This is a genomic window from Hyella patelloides LEGE 07179 (genome assembly GCF_900659865.1).
GTDB lineage: Bacteria > Cyanobacteriota > Cyanobacteriia > Cyanobacteriales > Xenococcaceae > Hyella > Hyella patelloides.
This window is the reverse complement of record NZ_LR213911.1, coordinates 1-17,978: the sequence shown is the minus strand read 5'-3', so window position 1 is coordinate 17,978 and position 17,978 is coordinate 1. Positions and strand designations below refer to the sequence as shown.

The window sequence follows — 17,978 nt, the reverse complement described above, 5'->3', positions numbered from 1 at the left end:
AAAAAAAAAGATTAAGAAGCTAATCTTCGGATCGTTATAAAAATTGTGATTTTTGCTACTTTCGGTGGTTATAGTCTTGACTATCTTTTGTTATGTGTCTCTTGGCTGCTTGCGCAGCATATCAAGGTTAGACCAATTTCGCCGTACAGAGTTGTATCCGCTTTTTTCTGTAGTTTTGACGAGCGCATCGGATTTAGTGTAATAAGGCATAGTGGTGGATTTAATTGCCCCACTATGCAAGTCTTGCTAATAGCTTATAGCAAGCGAGCTTATAGCTAATCACGTAGAGATTTTAAGACAACGCATATTCCACCGTAAGTGTTTGCTGGCTTAGAATCAGCGTTTGCGGATAAATAATTAGGTTGACTTAGCTTATAAGTCCAAACTTAACTGTAGATGATCGCTCTTGCTACCATCAACCTTATTCATCTGTAAGTTCAAATAATCCTCCAAAAAGAGAGAGCTTCCAGGGCGATCGCAATCTTGTTTAAGCCAGTTATAAAATACCTGTTTTCTATTATCTTCAGGAATTATTATTTGATAGATACGAATCCGTTTTTTTCCTTTATTAATACTTTTTGAACGCAGATAGTTAAGCTTGCAATTAATTTTTTCTAAGAAACGTCGAACAATCACGATCGGAGTAGAATTTTTGGCTAAACCAATTCCCATCGCAGTTTTTATTGCCGAACGATGATTTAAAGCTAGAGTAGCCATTGCTTGTAAATCGGAATCAGTATTACGTAATTCTCTTTTGGTATCAGCCAATAAAACAGGAATACCTAATAGTTCCATAATGCCGACAATTACCCCTAATTGGGAACTATTAAAATCAGGTAAAAACAAGTTACCATTACCCTGAAAAAGTAATTTTTGAGCCACTTTAGCATCGCGATCTGCCAAGAAAGGACGACCTAAAGTTAAGAAATAATGGAGACGAATTTTGTGATACCAACCATCATCGTCTAGAGTAACTAAAGCAGAAGTTACGGGTAAGTTATATCGTTGTTTTAATTCATATTTCCGAATATTATGTCGTTCGGTAATAGTTTTTACTACGCGTTTTTTAAGAACTTGATATTGTGGTTCTGTTAATAAAGTAGCATTGGCGATCGCCTGACATTCTAAATTATAATTCTCCTGACGAATTTCACTAATAACCTCTATTAATGAAGGCGATTCTTTTGTTTGAGAACTAACAGTTAGAGTCTTAACTTCTGTACTATCTAATATTGTATGACCTTCTTCTTTTAAAGCCGATAAAATAGACTCGCGATAATTAATTGTGCTGGCATTATAACGCACTGCCATTTTTGCCCAACAGAGTAGAGATTCTGCTTGAAAACCCGTATCAATATCATCCCAGCCAGTTAAGTCTGATTGTTGCAATAAACGAATATTCAACTGTGTCAAACGATGTCCAGAAGTAATTAAACCAGGAATCGAAGTCGAGCCATTACCAATTTTATTAAAACTATAACTCGCACACCATAAATAACGAGGCACATTACACCGCAAACGAGCTAAAGTTTGTCTCACAGCATTGGCACTTTGTACCCCTTGTGCGATCGCCCATACCGAGGTAAAATGATTTTGCATCTCAATAGAGATCCCCGTTTCTAAACAAGGACTAGCCAACACCACATCATAGTTGCGTAGCACTCGATGCAGATTCGTAATGCAATTATAAGCAGGGTGATTAGGATCGGCTAAAGACTCAGAATCAAGGCGTAATATCTTTAAATCAGGAAATTTTTGACGAAAATAAGCCTCTAAATTCTGTGTACCCCATTTGCTACTAAGTTTTTGTGCTGAGAGACATACCAAAGGCTTACCGCCTTCTCTGATATGGGTTTCTAAATCTCTGACCAGCTTTTTCGGACTTTTACCTGTATAGTTGTAGATATTCCATGCCGTATCGCGATCGCATTTCCATTGATTAGAAATAATATAAGGTTGTAAATTGATACCTGCAAGAGTAACCAAATAATCAAGAGCAATATCACTCAAATCCGCATCAGCGATATACACTTCTCCTTGACTACCCAAAACATTTTGCATCAAACTTTTCAAACACTGTAAAATCTCTACTCGACGATCTTTGCAAGTAGTAGAATTTAAACCATGCCATAAAACCTGTTCCACTTCATCAATAATGACAATACAGTTAGACCAATCATCAGGGTTAAACTTAGCTTGGGATTGAGAATGCAACGAATCAATACACAAGCCATAACCCAACTGAGCATCATCAATATTTTTCCGCGCTTCGGTAATATAAGGCAAACCAAAACGCAGACATAAAGCCCTTACTAACTGTACCCGATGACCAATAACTAAAACCTTTTGTTGTTTTTTCCGCGCTTGGGTGACAACAGTTTCCAACAACTTAGTCTTACCCGTACCCTTTGCCGACTTCAAGCCAATTAACCTAGCATCAGTAGGAATAGTTACACCAGATAAGTAAGGACAATTTACCACTTGCTGAGGATCGTAAGTCAACCTGCGCCAAGAATTAGCCTTCCAAGTTTCCAAAGAAACCGCATTCTGATAAGCAGCGTCAAAATAAGCCACCCCTTCACTAGCAATTAAATCATCAACACCCTTCCCCAATTGACTATCCCAACTCACCACCTTTCCATGACAACCAGCTTGCTGCAATAGATAACCAGTCTTTTTAATCGCAGCATTAACCGCCTTGATAGTGTTAGGCTTTAAATCCTCATCAAATACAAAATAAAACACCCTATTCCCTACAGCCAATTTCTGCAAAGAAGGAATCAAATGAGATTTACCGATTCTTTTTCCCAACTCATCTTTAGGAGTGCGATAACCATTATTAATCCCTGGTAAACCAATAGCTGCATAACCAGCAGACAATAAAGCACCAGTTTTCTTAGCACCTTCAGTCAGACACAAAGGAATCTCAGGATGATGAGACAACCATCGCCAAAAACCCAGATCGGGTAAGGTAGTATCTACATCATCAGCAATATCTACTTTATAGCGATCGGCAATCTTTTGCCATATATGTAAAGGTGTCTTTAAAGCAAACACACTGGTAGCAGTTTTCGGCGGATGCTCATACTTAATAGCTCTCTTACCATCCTGATTGAAACGAGGGTAATCGGGCTTAAAACAACCCCAATTATCATCTTTTCCCGTAAGTAAATCTATCCCAGAACACCACCAACCACCATCAGCCAAATGATCGTAACGTTGAAGAAATTTTTCACTAACCCGCCCATCATTCCTTCTCGGTATACCATCAGAGTATAGTAAGTATTCCGCAGGAGAAAACCCTGTCAGAGAAACTACATTCAAACGAGTTAGCTCCTCATCAACGCAACTAGCCTTCCATTCCTGCAAACAATCCATATCTTTTGATTTCTCTTTTCTCTTGGGAAAAGTATCATAACACTAGATGTAGAGTATTGAGTAAAAAAAATCATAAAAAAAACGCTATATGTGAATTAGACTTTCTCTATCAAAAAACTGTGTCAACCGACATGATTCATTCTTTAAAGTCCAATAAACTTTACAATAGGAGACTCGGGAAATTAGAGAAATAAAGATAATGAGCAAATTTGATTACGATTTAATTATTATTGGTGCTGGTGTAGGTGGACATGGTGCAGCTATCCATGCGGTTAAATGTGGTTTAAAAACTGCAATTATCGAAGCAGAAGATATGGGGGGTACTTGTGTCAACCGTGGTTGTATCCCTTCCAAAGCTTTACTCGCTGCATCTGGTAGAGTGAGAGAATTTAATGATGCCCATCATTTACAATCTATGGGTATTCAAGTTGGAGGTGTCCAATTTGACAGAAGTGCGATCGCAGATCATGCTAATAACCTAGTTAGTAAAATACAAGGAGATTTAACAAATAGTCTCAAACGCCTTAAGGTAGATATTCTTCGTGGATGGGGAAAAATTGCAGGAAAGCAAAAAGTAACCGTCTCTAGCGATCAAGGAGATAAAACCTATACAGCAAAAAATGTTATGTTATGTCCTGGTTCAGTACCTTTTGTTCCCCGTGGTATTGAATTAGATGGCAAAACGGTTTTTACTAGCGACAATGCAGTAAAGCTCGAATCGCTTCCTGACTGGATTGCCATTATTGGTAGTGGTTACATTGGTTTAGAGTTTTCCGATGTTTATACTGCTTTAGGTTGCGAAGTGACGATGATTGAAGCGTTAGATAACTTAATGCCTGGCTTTGATACCGAAATTGCTAAAATGGCTAAACGTAGTTTAATTGCACCACGAGATATTGAAACTTACACAGGTGTATTTGCAACTAAAGTAACTCCTGGCGCGCCAGTTACCATTGAACTTACTGATGCCAAAACCAAAGAAGTAATTGATGTTTTAGAAGTTGATGCTTGTTTAGTTGCAACAGGTAGAATTCCCGCCACTAAAAATCTTGGTTTAGAAAGTTTAGCAGTTGAAATAGACAAACGCGGATTTATTCCTGTTAATGATAAGATGCAGGTGTTAAAAGATGGTAAACCAGTACCTCATCTTTGGGCAGTCGGAGACGCTACAGGTAAAATGATGTTAGCTCATGCTGCATCAGGACAAGGTGTGATAGCCATTGAAAATATCTGCGGTAGAAGCCAAGAAATTGACTATCGTTCGATTCCCGCAGCAGCTTTTACCCATCCTGAAATTAGCTACGTTGGTTTAACAGAAGCAGATGCTAAAGAATTAGGCGAGAAAGAAAGCTTTAAAGTAGCTACTGCTAAAACTTACTATAAAGGCAACTCCAAAGCTTTAGCAGAAGGTGAAACAGAAGGAATGGCAAAAGTAATTTATCGCAAAGATACGGGAGAATTATTAGGAGTACACATTATTGGCATTCATGCTTCTGACTTAATTCAAGAGGCTGCTAATGCTATTTCTCAACGTGAATCTGTTACTAATTTAGCTTTTAATGTCCACACTCATCCTACTTTATCTGAAGTCTTAGACGAAGCTTATAAACGTGCTGTTGTGTAATTAGCTGAGTAGTGTAATTAGTTGAGTAGGGTGGGCGACCGAAGGAAGTACTTTAGTGCATTGCCCACCTTACAATTTAAGTGATGAGTAATGTTTCATGATTAAAAATCAATTCGATCATTTGCTTTTTTTTGATTTAATTCTGTTATCAATATAATCAACGCCATAAATAGAACCAACATCATTAATAATCTTAATTTTCCCTTGCTTTAACCAAGATAATACTTTTTGAATTTCCCCATCTACTTCTGGCAAAATATCAGATAAATTTTCTTCTATCCCTGCTATCTCTCCTGCACTCGATCTTTCAAGAGAATGATTAGAAAAATCATGACTATAGTATAAACAAAGGTAATATAAGCCAAGGTTCTTGAGAAATCCATAATCATGACAGTATAAGTAATAAAACTGTTTTAATATCTCAGCGAGATTACCTTTTCTATCTAAAAAATCATGAAGTAACTTCTCTAGCTTCCAGGTATTATATTCAGCAATATTAATATATTTTTCAATTATTTTAGTTATTTTATATCGGCAATCTGAGTAATATTTATTTTTTTCTTGAGTAAAATCTAAAGATAACAATTCTATATAATCATCGGGTTTTAACGCCTGTTCTAAATCTGCTGTTTGATATACCCATTTTTCAAAATAAGTTATAGTAATTTGACGAGCCAAAAATTTGAAAAAGGTAATTTTAATTGCTGTTGATATATTGTGCAGCATAATATCATAACATAATAATAAAAAGCTTCATTTATCTCTCATTCTAGATCGCTCATCCTTAAAAACGTAACAGCCATAAAATAAAAGGAATAGTTAAAAAACAGAATAAAGTAGAAGTGATAATACTTCGAGCAACAAAATTTTTATTTCCCCCAAATTCAGTCACTAAAATCAAAGAATTAACCGCCGTAGGCATAGCACTTTGCAAAACTAAAACTTGTAAATCAAGACTAGCCAAATTCAAAAAACTACCTACTCCAAAAGCAATACTAGGAGCAATCAATAAACGTATGCTAGCAGCCAATAATTCTTTTAAACCTAACGTAAACTTGGTATAAGCCAACTGCATTCCCAATAAAATTAAAGCTATAGGTATAGCAGCTTCTCCTAATTTCTGAATTCCAAGATCTAAATCAAAAGGAAACTGAAAATTGGGAATAGTTAAAGAAATAATACGTAAACCCAAGCCCAATAAAATAGCCCATAATAAAGGCAGTTTAACAATCAATTTTAATCCCTTGATGATTCCTTTTCCTTGAATGATTGCTGGACCAAAACAAAACATTAAAATACTCGAGCCAATCATATACACTATTGCTCTTTCTAAACCTGCTGTACCCAAAGCAAAAGTCACAATAGGTAAACCCATATTACCGTTATTAGGAAATAAAGAAGTAGCAATTAAAGCAGTCTTTAAAGAACTAGAAAAACCCGTAATTCTACTGACAATTTTAGCAACAAGATAGACCAAGCAAGAGGTAATTGCAAAACCAACCAATAAACCAATTGAACTTTCTAGCGATAGAGAAGTGCGATACAAACTATCAATTACTAATGCTGGAGACAAGATATAAAGAATTAATTGTGATAAAGTTTGACGCTCCAGGGATATAGCTTTATTAGCAATAAAACCAATTAAAATTATTAACCCTACGGGTAAAACAGCAGGAAGTAAAGCAACCATAGTTTATAGCTATTATGAGAAAGTTATTAAGAAAATTGACGTTTGAGAAAATCTTGAAATCACAGCCATTTCTCTTGTATTTTTGTTATGTTGTTTGTAACAATTAGCAATATTACTTTGCCAACAACACTATGCTTGCCATCTCGCCCATGCTATCTTCAGCAGCCCAAGACGCTTTGAGCCTTAAGAGAGTCTGGGAAACTATTGATATTAATAGTTGCCCTCATGACTATAATTTTCATATGCATACTGTGGCTTCTGATGGAAAATTAACCCCATTGGAGTTATTACAGCAAGCATTGGATATTGGACTAAAAGGATTTGCGATTACAGATCATCACTCAGTCGATGGCTACCGAAAAGTTCAAACACATCTCAATAAGTTAGAACAAAACGGTCAAACTAATCAATTAACTCTCTGGACTGGAACTGAAATTACTTCTTGTCTTCTAAAAGTAGAAATTCATATTTTGGGTTATGCTTTTAATCCCAAACATCCAGCTTTGCAGACTTATCTACAATCTTGTAGCCCTTCTGGAGAAGATGCAGAAGCCCACAAAGTAATTGATAGCATTCATCAAGCGGGAGGTTTGGCTGTGTTGGCACATCCCCATCGCTATCGTCGTTCCGCACAAGAGTTAATTCCTGTGGCTGCTCAATTAGGTATTGATGGTGTAGAAACTTATTATGCTTACGGAAATCCTAATCCTTGGCAACCTACTATGAAAAAAACAGAAGAAGTTCAAAAATTAGCTTCTCAGTATAATCTTTATACTACTTGTGGCACTGATACTCACGGTTCTAGTTTACTCCAACGTGTTTAGGCTAATTTTTTAGGTTCTTCAACCGTTGTCCAATCATTACAATACGCGCCTTGAAATCTGAAGAGTAACATGGGTTCTGTTGAAAAACCCCTCAGTTGTAGTTCGTTCAACAGGCACAAGTTACTGTAGTGAGTATATATATTTTGTGCGATGCTGCGTACAAAAAATGTTGTCAAAAGTATCTAAGTAGGTCAACCTAATCTACAAGATGTTCGATCTTTAAAAAGCATGGAGCTACTTAATCTTAATATTCAAAACTTTCGTTTCCTGCGCCTTCATGAACAGTTTTCACCCATTTTAATCTTTTAGGGCGAATCGACATTCTAACGGTGATACTAGTCATTACTACTTGCCAGTGGAGCATATAAATCATGCCTCGGAAAGTTTGAATCGCAATTCCCAAGATATTGATAGGTTGATTATTGGTCTGTTTAACCCTTACTATGCCTTGAAACATATTAACGGAGCCATAGAAAATCAATAGGGTGCTTAACGGTGCTAAAACAGGTAGGCGGTGACGTAATAACACCATCATTAAATCGGGGATGTTAGCAGCAGGTAAAATATATTGAAGCAGTACAAAACAGACTAAATCGAATCTTTTGACAAATCCTATAGGATTACTGAAAATATAACGCCAATAGTCGAGATAACGTTGATAACCACCTTCAGCCCAACGGTTGCGTTGATGCCAAAGAGCGATCGCTTTAGTAACTCCTTCTTCCTCTACCGCAGGATTGAGTAATAATCCTATTTTCCAGTTATCTAGATGCAAGCGAGTGGTCAGATCGAGATCGTCAGTAATGGTTTCTTCATTCCAACCACCACAACTTCTAAGAGCAGATCGGCGCACAAATTGACCGTTTCCTCTTAATTCCCCAATGCCATCTAGAGCAATCCGTTTTTGCTGTACATAGCTATCGAGTAACATTTCGGCTGCTTGTCCTTTTGTCCAGAAGTTTTCTGAACTATTGGCGATCGCTTTTCTGACCTGTACTGCTCCCATCCTTTCTTCTGTAAACATGGGAGCGACTTTGCGTAATAAGTCGGATTCTACTCCTGCATCGGCATCAAAAACCCCGATAATTTCTCCTTTAGCTTGAGATAAAACTTGATTCAACGCTCCAGATTTGCCACCCCCTGCATTAGCCGAGCGATGAACTACTTCTAATTGGGGATATTCTAGTGCCAATTGGTCTAATATTTCCGAAGTGCGATCGCTGCTGTGATCGTCGATTGCCCATACTTCGTATTTGTCTGTAGGATAGTCTAGGTTACACAACATTCTGATAGAGCGGGCAATTACTATTTCCTCGTTTTTGGCTGCTACTAACAAAGATATTGTGGGGGCGGAGTCTAAGTATTTATCTTCTAAAGCTGGTAGGGTAGGAGCGGGTTTGGCAGCTAATAAGCGAATGATGTGAATTGCCATCAGTGTGGTCACTATTGCCACTACGCTGTAACCCCAAGATACGTAATGTAGCCCGATTACAATTAGCCATATTAGCATTAAGACAAAGGCTGCTTTTTTTCTGCGCCCTGCTGTCCTTTGAAAGAAATCACTCCCCCATTCTTCTGTTTCGTCTTCTGGATCGATCCATTCTGATAAAAAAGACTCTATAGGGTCTAGATCGTAATCTGGGGGTAATTTCTCTGCCATAATTAACTGTAATATCTGATACTAAAGGGAAAAAGGATAATCAACAGTAACTATTGTATCTAAGTTTGCTATATATTAATTTTTTTGGCTATTCTTTAATATTTAACATATTAAACCTCGAATATCGAACTAGACAATTTTCTGATTTTGGCAGTTTTCAACGAATTTTTTGCACAAATTAGTTCAAAATAGTGGATGGGTAAAAGCTTTAACTTATCTAAATTAATAATAAAAAAACTTAAGTATGAATGATTTATCTCTCGGTTTAGCGATCGCTATGTTATCGGTATTTTGGGTGGAGTTAGTACGAGATTTTTATCATGCTCTATCCCATGTTTGGCAACCATTATATCGTCTTCATGTCTGGCATCATAAAGTATTTCGTCGAGATTTATCGGTAGTCAGTGACACTATTTATCGTCAGGCGCATTGGTATAATGATGTTCCTGAAGCATTGGTGATGTTGCTGTTAAGTTTTATTCCTTGGACTATTGCTTACAGTAACAATCTGTCCTATAGTTGGCTCGGTAGTGCGGGAGCAATTTATACTGGCACTTTTTTGTTGGGTGCGATCGCTAGAGGTTTGGGTATCCCAGGAGTGGATGAGCTTACCGATCTTACTCATCGTCAGGGAGAATTTAAGACTGTACCTGCATCTTGGTTAGTTAATCGTCCTTACCACTGGCGACATCATTTTGATAATCAGAATGCTTATTATTCAGGCACTTTAACTGTAGTTGATAAATTAATGGGTACTGCGTTATCTCTCAGAGGGAAAAAAATTGCTGTCACAGGCGCATCGGGTACACTAGGCAAAGCATTAATCAAAGAATTACATTTAGCGGGAGCAAAAGTAACTGCTTTAACTTCTTCTGAGCGAGAAACTGTTTTAGATATTGCAGGTGAAACAACCCCTATCAAAACTATTTTTTGGCAAATAGATCGAGAAACTGAATTATTAACAATCCTCGAAAAAATTGATATTTTAATTCTCAATCACGGAATTAATGTGGGGGGAGAAAGAACTGAAAAAGCCATTATGAAATCATATCAAATCAATGCTTTTTCTCAATTAAGCCTAATGGAATTATTTTTTAAAACCGTCCGTACTAATGAAGATATTGCTAAAAAAGAGGTCTGGCTCAATACTTCAGAAGCAGAAGCTAATCCCGCATTTAGTCCTCTGTATGAACTTAGTAAAAGAACTCTTGGGGATTTGATTACACTGCGCCGCTTAGATGCTCCTTGTGTCGTTAGGAAACTAATATTAGGCCCTTTCAAAAGTAACCTTAATCCTATTGGTATTATGTCTGCTGATTGGGTAGCCAAACAAATTGTTAATTTAGCAAAAAGAGATGTTAGAAATATCATTGTTACCATCAATCCTTTAACATTTCTGACTTTCCCCCTTAAAGAATTTAGCAACTCTCTTTATTTCAAATTATTTAGTAAAAATACAAAAATATAGTTTAAAAATTAAATATCTACTACATGCTACAGACTTACTTTAAAAGAACTTAGTTTATAAAGTATTATCTTTTTATTTCGTGTTAATAGAATTATTATGATAGTTTTGAAATTAATTACGATCTCGATTATGGTGCCAAATTTCAACTTTAATCAGCGATCGCTGATTACTGATTACTGACTACGTCCTCGAAGGAGGATTACTGAATAAGATGCGTATTTTTATTAGTACAGGAGAAGTTTCAGGGGACTTACAGGGTGCGATCTTAATCAAAGCCCTCAAACAACAAGCTGCGATCGCTGATATCGAATTAGAAATTACGGCATTAGGAGGCGATCGGATGAAGCAAGCAGGAGCCACAATACTTGGAGATACTACCAGTATTGGTTCGGTAGGATTGCTAGAAGCTTTGCCTTTTGTCTTGCCTACTTTAAAGCTGCAAAGTATTACTAAAAAATATCTATCAGATAATATTCCCGATGCTTTGGTTTTAATTGATTATGCTGCACCAAATATTGCGATCGGGCGTTATGTAAAAAAACATTTACCACAGATACCTATTATTTATTATATTGCTCCTCAAGATTGGGCTGTACCCATGTTAGGTAACGCAGCAAAACTAACTAATTTTGTAGATAAATTACTTGCTATTTTTCCTCAAGAAGCTAACTACTATCAACAAAAAGGTATCGATACAATTTGGGTAGGTCATCCTTTACTGGATCGGATAAAAAACGTTCCCAATCGAGAAAAATCTCGTCAATTACTAAATATTTCTCCAGAGCAAACTATTATTACCTTACTTCCTGCTTCGCGTCGCCAAGAAATAAAACAGATGTTACCAGCAATTGGTGAAGCAGCTCATTTAATTCAGCAACAAATACCCGATATCCATTTTTTAATTCCCGTATCTTTAGATATCTATCGTGATGCAATTTCAGCAGTAGTAGAGCAATATCAGCTATCAGCAACTATCATAGAAAATAAAACTTTAGAAGCTATAGCAGCAGCCGATATTGCTATTACAAAATCAGGAACAGTCAACTTAGAAATTGCCTTATTGAATATTCCTCAAGTAGTCTTGTATCGAGTTCATCCTATTACCGCTTGGTTAGCTCGTAACTTATTAAAAATTGACGTTCCTTTAATGTCTCCGCCTAACTTAATTGTAGATCGAGAAATTGTTCCTGAACTACAACAAGAATCAGCCACGCCTAGCAATATTGCCAACACTTCCCTAGAGCTATTATCAAACCCCGCTAAATGCCAAAAAATGATTGCTAATTATCAAAAAATGCGCTCTCTTTTAGGAGAAATTGGTGTTGGCGAAAAAGCTGCTAAAGAGATTTTGCAATTTAATAAGCAATCTTGAAAAAAAGGGAAATGAAAGAATTTTCTAGAAAGTGGAATAAGCAATAAACAAGAGAAGACTTAACCCATAGCAATATAATGTGGTTGAGATTCAATTTTGGCAAACCAAGATTTAATAGCAGAATAACGACTGAGATCGAATCCGCCTTCTTCTGCGACATGGGTATAAGCGTATAAACCAATATCTGCAATGGTGTATTTATTTCCTACAAAAAATTGATTTCGGCTTAAATGTTGTTCCATGACATCTAATGCAGCATAGCCAGGCTTTGATTTTTCTTCTAAAACAGTTTTATACTTTTCCGCACCTTTCAAATAACGAATTAAGTAGCGAGAACTAGCAATATAAGGTTCGTGGCTGTATTGCTCGAAGAATAACCATTGTAAAACTTGAGAACGTTGTAAGCGAGTATTTGGCAAAAAGTCTGTACCTTCGCTTAAAAAATACATAATAGCATTAGACTCAAAAAGGTACTCTTGTGAAGCAAACTCTAGTACAGGAATTTTACCATTAGGGTTTCTTTGCAAAAATGCTGCGGTACGGCTTTCTTGTTGCAAAATATCTACGGGTATCCATTCATAAGGCTTTTGTAATTGATGTAAGAGGAGTTTTACTTTGTAACAATTACCAGAGAAAACATCGCCATAAACTTTATAAGTGAAGTTGCTCATAATTTAACCTACCTTCCGCACGTCAAAATGTAATACTTGAGAAGTCAGGGAAATTAAGCAGTTAACCTGACATTACTTGAGACTAACCCTAAAAAAATCCTAACATTTACTGTATCGACCAAAATTCAAACTTTCCTTATCATCATTAATGAAAGACAAGTTAATTCATTCACTTTCTTGCAACACTACGGAGATTTTGCATATGCTACATCCAAATACTCATATCAACCTACTCATAATGAGCTTTGTAACTTGGCTGGTTTTTGTGCTGATTGGACTACCAGATTATTACCAAAGCTGGAGTTTCAATGCTCAGGTCATTATCTGTGTTTTAGTTACAGTTTTATATTTTCCTCTGACAGTTTTTATTTTGAACAAGTTTGGCAATCAAGAATATATCAAAAATTCTCTTTGGTTAGCTTTTTATCTCACATTGCCTCTGTTTATTTATGACTATGTGTACATTGTCTTAATCAAGGGAGATGATATATCTTTCGTCTTTAGATACTGGTATTTAAGCTTTTTTTATTTTTCTTTTTGGATTCAATTTCCTTTGGTTGGCTGGTTAATCAAGCAGAAAGCACTTGATTCACTATCTGCTCAAGAGTGACTAACAGCGAGTATGGTTAACACAACCAAAATGATTTAATTAACTTCGTATTTTTTTATTGGTGATTTAAGTATACTAATGTAGTGCAAAAATAAACCGCCAATATTTATTACAAGACTATAATTTTTGACGTAGCTGTTTAATTGCAGTGCTAGTATTGCGATTATCTGCGACTTTAAAACAATTTGCCATTAAATTTAAAACATCAATATTTGGAAAATAAAGGCTACGGTTACTTACTATATATTGATTATTTTCTAAACGATAAATTGTAATCTTTTCCTTTTTAAATAGCCAAACTTCAGGTACTTGATAAAGTAAATAATCATTAATATCTGTATAGCTGGTAATATCAATCTCAATTACTAAATCTGGTGGTGGCTCGACTTTCCAATTAATTCTTTTCTTTCCTGAAATTGCTTGCCAATTATCAATATAAAAACAATAATCGGGTTCAATCCCGCTTTTTTGGGGTAACTTCATAGTAATTGGCGTAAATGCTTCATACTCTTTTTCTAAATGATCGAGTATTGCCTTAATAGCATCTGCAATTAGACTAACATTTCGTCCGTGTTCGGGCAAAGGACTCATAAACCAGATTTTTCCAGGGCGATATTTTAAACGAGGAATCGAGCGATCTCCTAATTGCTGACTCAAACTTTCATACTCATCCCAACTACCAGGTATTTGAAACAATGAACCTGGAGGAATATCGATTTTTTCTGGAGAAATTACAGCAAACATATAGTCAGAATATTTTGTTGATTGTCCTTAATTTTATCGCTGATTTCAGGTCAGTAAAAGCGATCGCTAAAGACAATTCAAATCTACTTCTTGACCTAATTGGATATTTCAGGCTGAAAACTCTTGGAGTAACATCATTGTCTCTTTCCCACGTGAGGTAGGTACAAATAAATGATCGTGATAATAAGCAGAGATGGCATTAACGCTGATATCATGTTGAGCTAATTTGTGAGTAATAGCAGCTAAAAAGCCCACTGCTTCTAAACTAGAGTGAATAGAAAGAGTAATCATGGAAAATACTGCTGTGTAAGATAAAGCAACCTTATCAGCTTGTTCGCGTTTCAAAATTAAGGTTAAGCCTTCATCTTCTCTAAATAGACAAATCGGATCGAGACTAGAATAGCGACTGTCTTGAGGATCGATACTGCAAAATACGTACTCTCCTGGGTGGAGAATCGGCTGCATAGATTTTAATAGAGTACTAAGATTAGTTTCCCCTGACATTAATATATGTAGCTTTGGATAATACTTCGATTGTAATTCTACACTACGCATACAGCATCTATACAAGAGTTAGAAAGAATCAAAATGAGTAGAGATGTTAATCAAGGCTTAATCTTATTTACCGCGCCCTTCGGGCTCTCTGTAATAAGTAACTCGTCATTAAGTAATAAGTAAAGCCCGAAGTTTGGTTAAAAGCCTCCTGCATTTATGCGCGAAAAATAAAAATATAATTCAATTATTGAATCCTCGCTCCTTTGGGCTGAGGTAATGACGAGTTACTCTAAACTTCACTACTCATTACTCGTGAATATTTCCTTTACTTAAATAACAGTGACAGTTTGGTTTCTCAATAGTAGATTGAGCTAAGGCATTAAGGGCTGTTGCTGCCAATAAACCTCCACCGAGAGAACCAACAATAGTAATAAAAGGAATGCCAGAACGCATCAGTAAACGTTTAGCTGCGGGTGCATGACTAAAGCCAATAGGCATACCGATAATTAGAGCAGGATGTATTAAATCGTTTTTGATCGCCCGACAAACAGAGATTAATATTGAAGGAGCATAACCAATAACTAGAATACAGCCAGAAGATAGTTGCTGGATATCTTTGTGCCAAGCAGTGGAACTCCAAAACTCCTGTTCGGCTTCTGCTGCATCTGTAAGATGAGGATTATCGATTAAAGTTATTATTTGACAACCGAGATGTGCCAGTCGAGGGCGATCGCAAGCAGCTACAATAGCGGAAACATCCCCCACAATCTGACAGCCCGATTTAAGTGCTTCTCTTGCAGCAGCAATTGCACCCGAACTAACTTGCACAAAATTAATTAAGCTCACATCACCACAGGCTAATACCAGTTGAGCCAGTAAATCGGCTTCAATTTCCGATCGCTCAGATAAATCGGGTAATAACAGCTTTAAGGATTCAGAAAAGGATTCAGGATGAGCAGGAGTAGCTGTATCGAGAGCATCCCAAAAGGTTGCGGTTTCTGAAAGTTGCAGTTTTGCGATCGCTTCTGTTCTAACAGTTTGACAAAGGTTGTCTCTTCCTAATAACCCTTCTAAAGCAGATGCAGTTTGTCGTAGTTTAGCAATTTGTTCGATAACGGTTCGGTATTGCTGCTGAAGTTGAGGGAGTAAAGTATCGCTTGCTGGTGGTAAAGTTTCAGTAGTAAGTAATTTGCGGATATGTTCCAGTTGAAAACCCTGTTGTTTGAGAGCGACAATAGTTTGCAGTTGTTGTACATGACTTTCTGAATACAGGCGATAGTTACTCGGCGATCGCGATGCTTCTGGTAGTAGTCCAATCTGATGATAGTAACGCACCATGCGCGGAGTCAGACCGTTGCCGACTTTTTCCGTAAGCTGTTTTATTGTTAAGTTTTGATTAGTCATTCTTGACCTTAACACCAATGTCAAAGTGTAGTTTAAGTGAGTCGTTAACACCGCGATTGGATATGCCGATTAACCGTTAGCATCCCTCGCGGTCAAATTTGGATCGGTGATGGCTCAACTTACTCTTGATAGAATTTTACACAAATATGCCGATGCCTACGCAGCAGCTATCTGTGGCATTTTGGTTTTTTTCGGCTGGCTTTGCCTTAATTTCAACTGGATCGGTTTTGCTTTATTAATTTTGACCGCAGCTTATGTCATTGGCGGTTATGAAAGTACCAAAGAAGGACTTACTACCCTCTGGCAAGAAAAAGAACTAGATGTAGATTTACTAATGATCGTAGCAGCTCTAGGGGCAGCTAGTTTGGGTTTATGGCGACGGGAGTATTATTTAATTATTGATGGCGCAGTCTTGATTCTTATTTTCGCCATTAGTGGTGCTTTAGAAAGCTTTGCCATGCAGCGCACCGAGCGTAATATTCAATCTTTAATGGCAGTTACTCCCGATACTGCTAGGCTCATACATAATGGTCGAGAAAGCCAGATAGCGATCGCTAAATTACAAGTGGGAGATGTGGTTTTAGTTAAACCTGGAGAAATGATTCCCACCGATGGCATTATTTTAGAGGGACAATCTACGGTCAATCAAGCTCCGATTACTGGAGAATCGATTCCTGTGGATAAAGCTCTGGGTGATGAAGTTTTTGCAGGTACTCTTAATGGTAATGGCGTATTGCAACTGAGAGTTCATCAACCGCCAGAAAGTAGTCTGATTCAAAGAGTAATTCGTCTTGTCGAACAGGCTCAAAACCAAGCCCCTCCCTCTCAGCAATTTGTAGAACGTTTTGAAAGAGGTTATGCCAAAGTAATTGTTTTATTGGGTCTAATTTTAGGAACTTTACCGCCTTTTGTCTTGGGTTGGGATTGGGAAACGACTATTTATCGGATGCTCATCTTTTTAGTGGTGGCTTCTCCTTGTGCGTTGATGGCATCGATTATGCCGACACTACTATCGGGTATTGCTTGTGGGGCGCGACAGGGTATTTTGTTTAAAAATGGGGCGCAGTTAGAAAAAATTGGTCGGGTAAGAGCGATCGCTTTTGATAAAACTGGTACTCTGACAACGGGACAATTAGAGGTAACAGATATTATTCCCGCAGCACAATATTCGACTGAACGATTGTTAGAATTAGCTGCTGCGATTGAATCTGGCTCAGAACACCCCATCGGCGAAGCCATTATCCAAGCAGCACATCAAGCCAATTTATCATGGCAAAGTGCTACTAATATCCAAGCCAAAACAGGTCAAGGAATTATTGGAGAAGTAGCAGGAGAAAAAGTTACAGTGGGCAAAGCTCACTCGCTGACGCGAGATCTCTTCAAGATCGCCATAGATCCTAAATTAAAGCAAGCTAGTCATACCCTAGAAACCGCAGGTAAAACCGTTGTTTGGGTAAGTTTAGCAGAAGAAACTATTGGGATCATTGCGGTTGCTGATACAGTCAAACCAGAAGCAGCAAGGGCTATCTCTAGCTTAAAACAACTGGGAATCGAAGCCACAACCATGCTTACAGGAGACAATCAAAGTACAGCCCAAAGCGTAGCTCAAGCCCTAAATCTCGATCGCGTTGATGCTCAATTATTACCAGAAGACAAACTCAACGTTATCAGACACCTACAACACAAGTACCAAAATGTAGCCATGGTGGGAGATGGCATTAATGACGCTCCTGCTTTAGCTGCTGCTAATGTGGGGGTAGCAATGGGGGTTGCGGGTACGGATGTCGCTTTAGAGAGTGCAGATATTATTTTAATGTCCGATAACTTAGCCAAATTATCTCAAGCAATTCAACTTGGTCGTCGTGCTAATCGTATTGTCAAACAAAATATCATTTTTGCACTTTCGTTTATCTGCTTGCTATTGGTAGCTAATTTAGTCGGCAGTATTAATTTACCCTTGGGCGTAATCGGACATGAAGGTTCAACCTTGTTAGTCACTTTAAATGGTCTGCGCTTACTGAAATAATTAGCTCTGCGT

At 37.3% G+C, this 17,978-nt stretch carries 14 protein-coding genes; 6 read left to right on the top strand and 8 right to left on the bottom strand.

Translation table 11 applies throughout. The annotated features are described in order from the left end of the window. Positions 1 to 372: 372 nt before the first annotated feature. Positions 373 to 3,378 (bottom strand): plasmid replication protein, CyRepA1 family, encoded by a 3,006-nt coding sequence (locus H1P_RS20305; protein ID WP_144870757.1) that lies wholly within the window; start codon positions 3,376 to 3,378, stop codon positions 373 to 375. A gap of 199 nt (positions 3,379 to 3,577) precedes the next feature. Between H1P_RS20305 and lpdA the strand changes: the two genes are divergently transcribed. Beyond that, the gene (lpdA, locus tag H1P_RS20300; protein WP_144870755.1) at positions 3,578 to 5,002 is read left to right on the top strand and encodes a dihydrolipoyl dehydrogenase; all 1,425 of its coding nucleotides are present in this window, start codon (positions 3,578 to 3,580) and stop codon (positions 5,000 to 5,002) included. A gap of 117 nt (positions 5,003 to 5,119) precedes the next feature. On the opposite strand, the gene H1P_RS20295 is transcribed toward lpdA, so the two are convergent. After that, positions 5,120 to 5,728, bottom strand: a complete 609-nt coding sequence (locus tag H1P_RS20295) for a hypothetical protein (RefSeq protein WP_144870753.1) — start codon at positions 5,726 to 5,728, stop codon at positions 5,120 to 5,122. Positions 5,729 to 5,786: 58 nt separating this feature from the next. Continuing rightward, positions 5,787 to 6,692 (bottom strand): AEC family transporter, encoded by a 906-nt coding sequence (locus H1P_RS20290; RefSeq protein WP_144870751.1) that lies wholly within the window; start codon positions 6,690 to 6,692, stop codon positions 5,787 to 5,789. A 131-nt stretch (positions 6,693 to 6,823) separates the two neighbouring features. On the opposite strand from H1P_RS20290, the gene H1P_RS20285 reads away from it, so the two are divergent. Then, positions 6,824 to 7,516 (top strand): PHP domain-containing protein, encoded by a 693-nt coding sequence (locus tag H1P_RS20285; RefSeq protein WP_144870749.1) that lies wholly within the window; start codon positions 6,824 to 6,826, stop codon positions 7,514 to 7,516. A 244-nt stretch (positions 7,517 to 7,760) separates the two neighbouring features. Here H1P_RS20285 and H1P_RS20280 read toward each other — a convergent pair whose 3' ends face one another. Continuing rightward, positions 7,761 to 9,176, bottom strand: coding sequence for a glycosyltransferase family 2 protein (locus tag H1P_RS20280; protein ID WP_144870747.1), 1,416 nt, complete (start codon positions 9,174 to 9,176; stop codon positions 7,761 to 7,763). A gap of 244 nt (positions 9,177 to 9,420) precedes the next feature. Here H1P_RS20280 and H1P_RS20275 point away from each other — a divergent pair, with 244 nt between their 5' ends. Continuing rightward, a complete protein-coding gene (locus H1P_RS20275; protein ID WP_144870745.1) occupies positions 9,421 to 10,644 on the top strand; it encodes a bifunctional sterol desaturase/short chain dehydrogenase in 1,224 nt (407 codons plus the stop codon). 211 nt (positions 10,645 to 10,855) lie between these two features. Beyond that, on the top strand, positions 10,856 to 12,016 hold the full coding sequence (gene lpxB, locus H1P_RS20270) for a lipid-A-disaccharide synthase (protein ID WP_144870743.1): 1,161 nt from the start codon (positions 10,856 to 10,858) through the stop codon (positions 12,014 to 12,016). A gap of 59 nt (positions 12,017 to 12,075) precedes the next feature. Here lpxB and H1P_RS20265 read toward each other — a convergent pair whose 3' ends face one another. Then, positions 12,076 to 12,687, bottom strand: coding sequence for a glutathione S-transferase family protein (locus tag H1P_RS20265; RefSeq protein ID WP_144870741.1), 612 nt, complete (start codon positions 12,685 to 12,687; stop codon positions 12,076 to 12,078). 238 nt (positions 12,688 to 12,925) lie between these two features. Between H1P_RS20265 and H1P_RS20260 the strand changes: the two genes are divergently transcribed. Further along, positions 12,926 to 13,297, top strand: coding sequence for a hypothetical protein (locus H1P_RS20260; protein ID WP_222427146.1), 372 nt, complete (start codon positions 12,926 to 12,928; stop codon positions 13,295 to 13,297). Positions 13,298 to 13,414: 117 nt separating this feature from the next. On the opposite strand, the gene H1P_RS20255 is transcribed toward H1P_RS20260, so the two are convergent. The 3 genes from H1P_RS20255 to H1P_RS20245 form a co-directional block, all read right to left on the bottom strand. Then, positions 13,415 to 14,041, bottom strand: coding sequence for a Uma2 family endonuclease (locus tag H1P_RS20255; protein WP_144870737.1), 627 nt, complete (start codon positions 14,039 to 14,041; stop codon positions 13,415 to 13,417). A 108-nt stretch (positions 14,042 to 14,149) separates the two neighbouring features. Next, positions 14,150 to 14,545, bottom strand: coding sequence for an ACT domain-containing protein (locus H1P_RS20250; protein ID WP_144870735.1), 396 nt, complete (start codon positions 14,543 to 14,545; stop codon positions 14,150 to 14,152). A gap of 297 nt (positions 14,546 to 14,842) precedes the next feature. Next, entirely contained in the window at positions 14,843 to 15,940 is a 1,098-nt protein-coding gene (locus H1P_RS20245) for a precorrin-8X methylmutase (RefSeq protein ID WP_144870733.1), read from the bottom strand. Positions 15,941 to 16,049: 109 nt separating this feature from the next. Here H1P_RS20245 and H1P_RS20240 point away from each other — a divergent pair, with 109 nt between their 5' ends. Next, positions 16,050 to 17,966, top strand: a complete 1,917-nt coding sequence (locus tag H1P_RS20240) for a heavy metal translocating P-type ATPase (protein WP_144870731.1) — start codon at positions 16,050 to 16,052, stop codon at positions 17,964 to 17,966. The last annotated feature ends 12 nt before the right edge of the window (positions 17,967 to 17,978 follow it).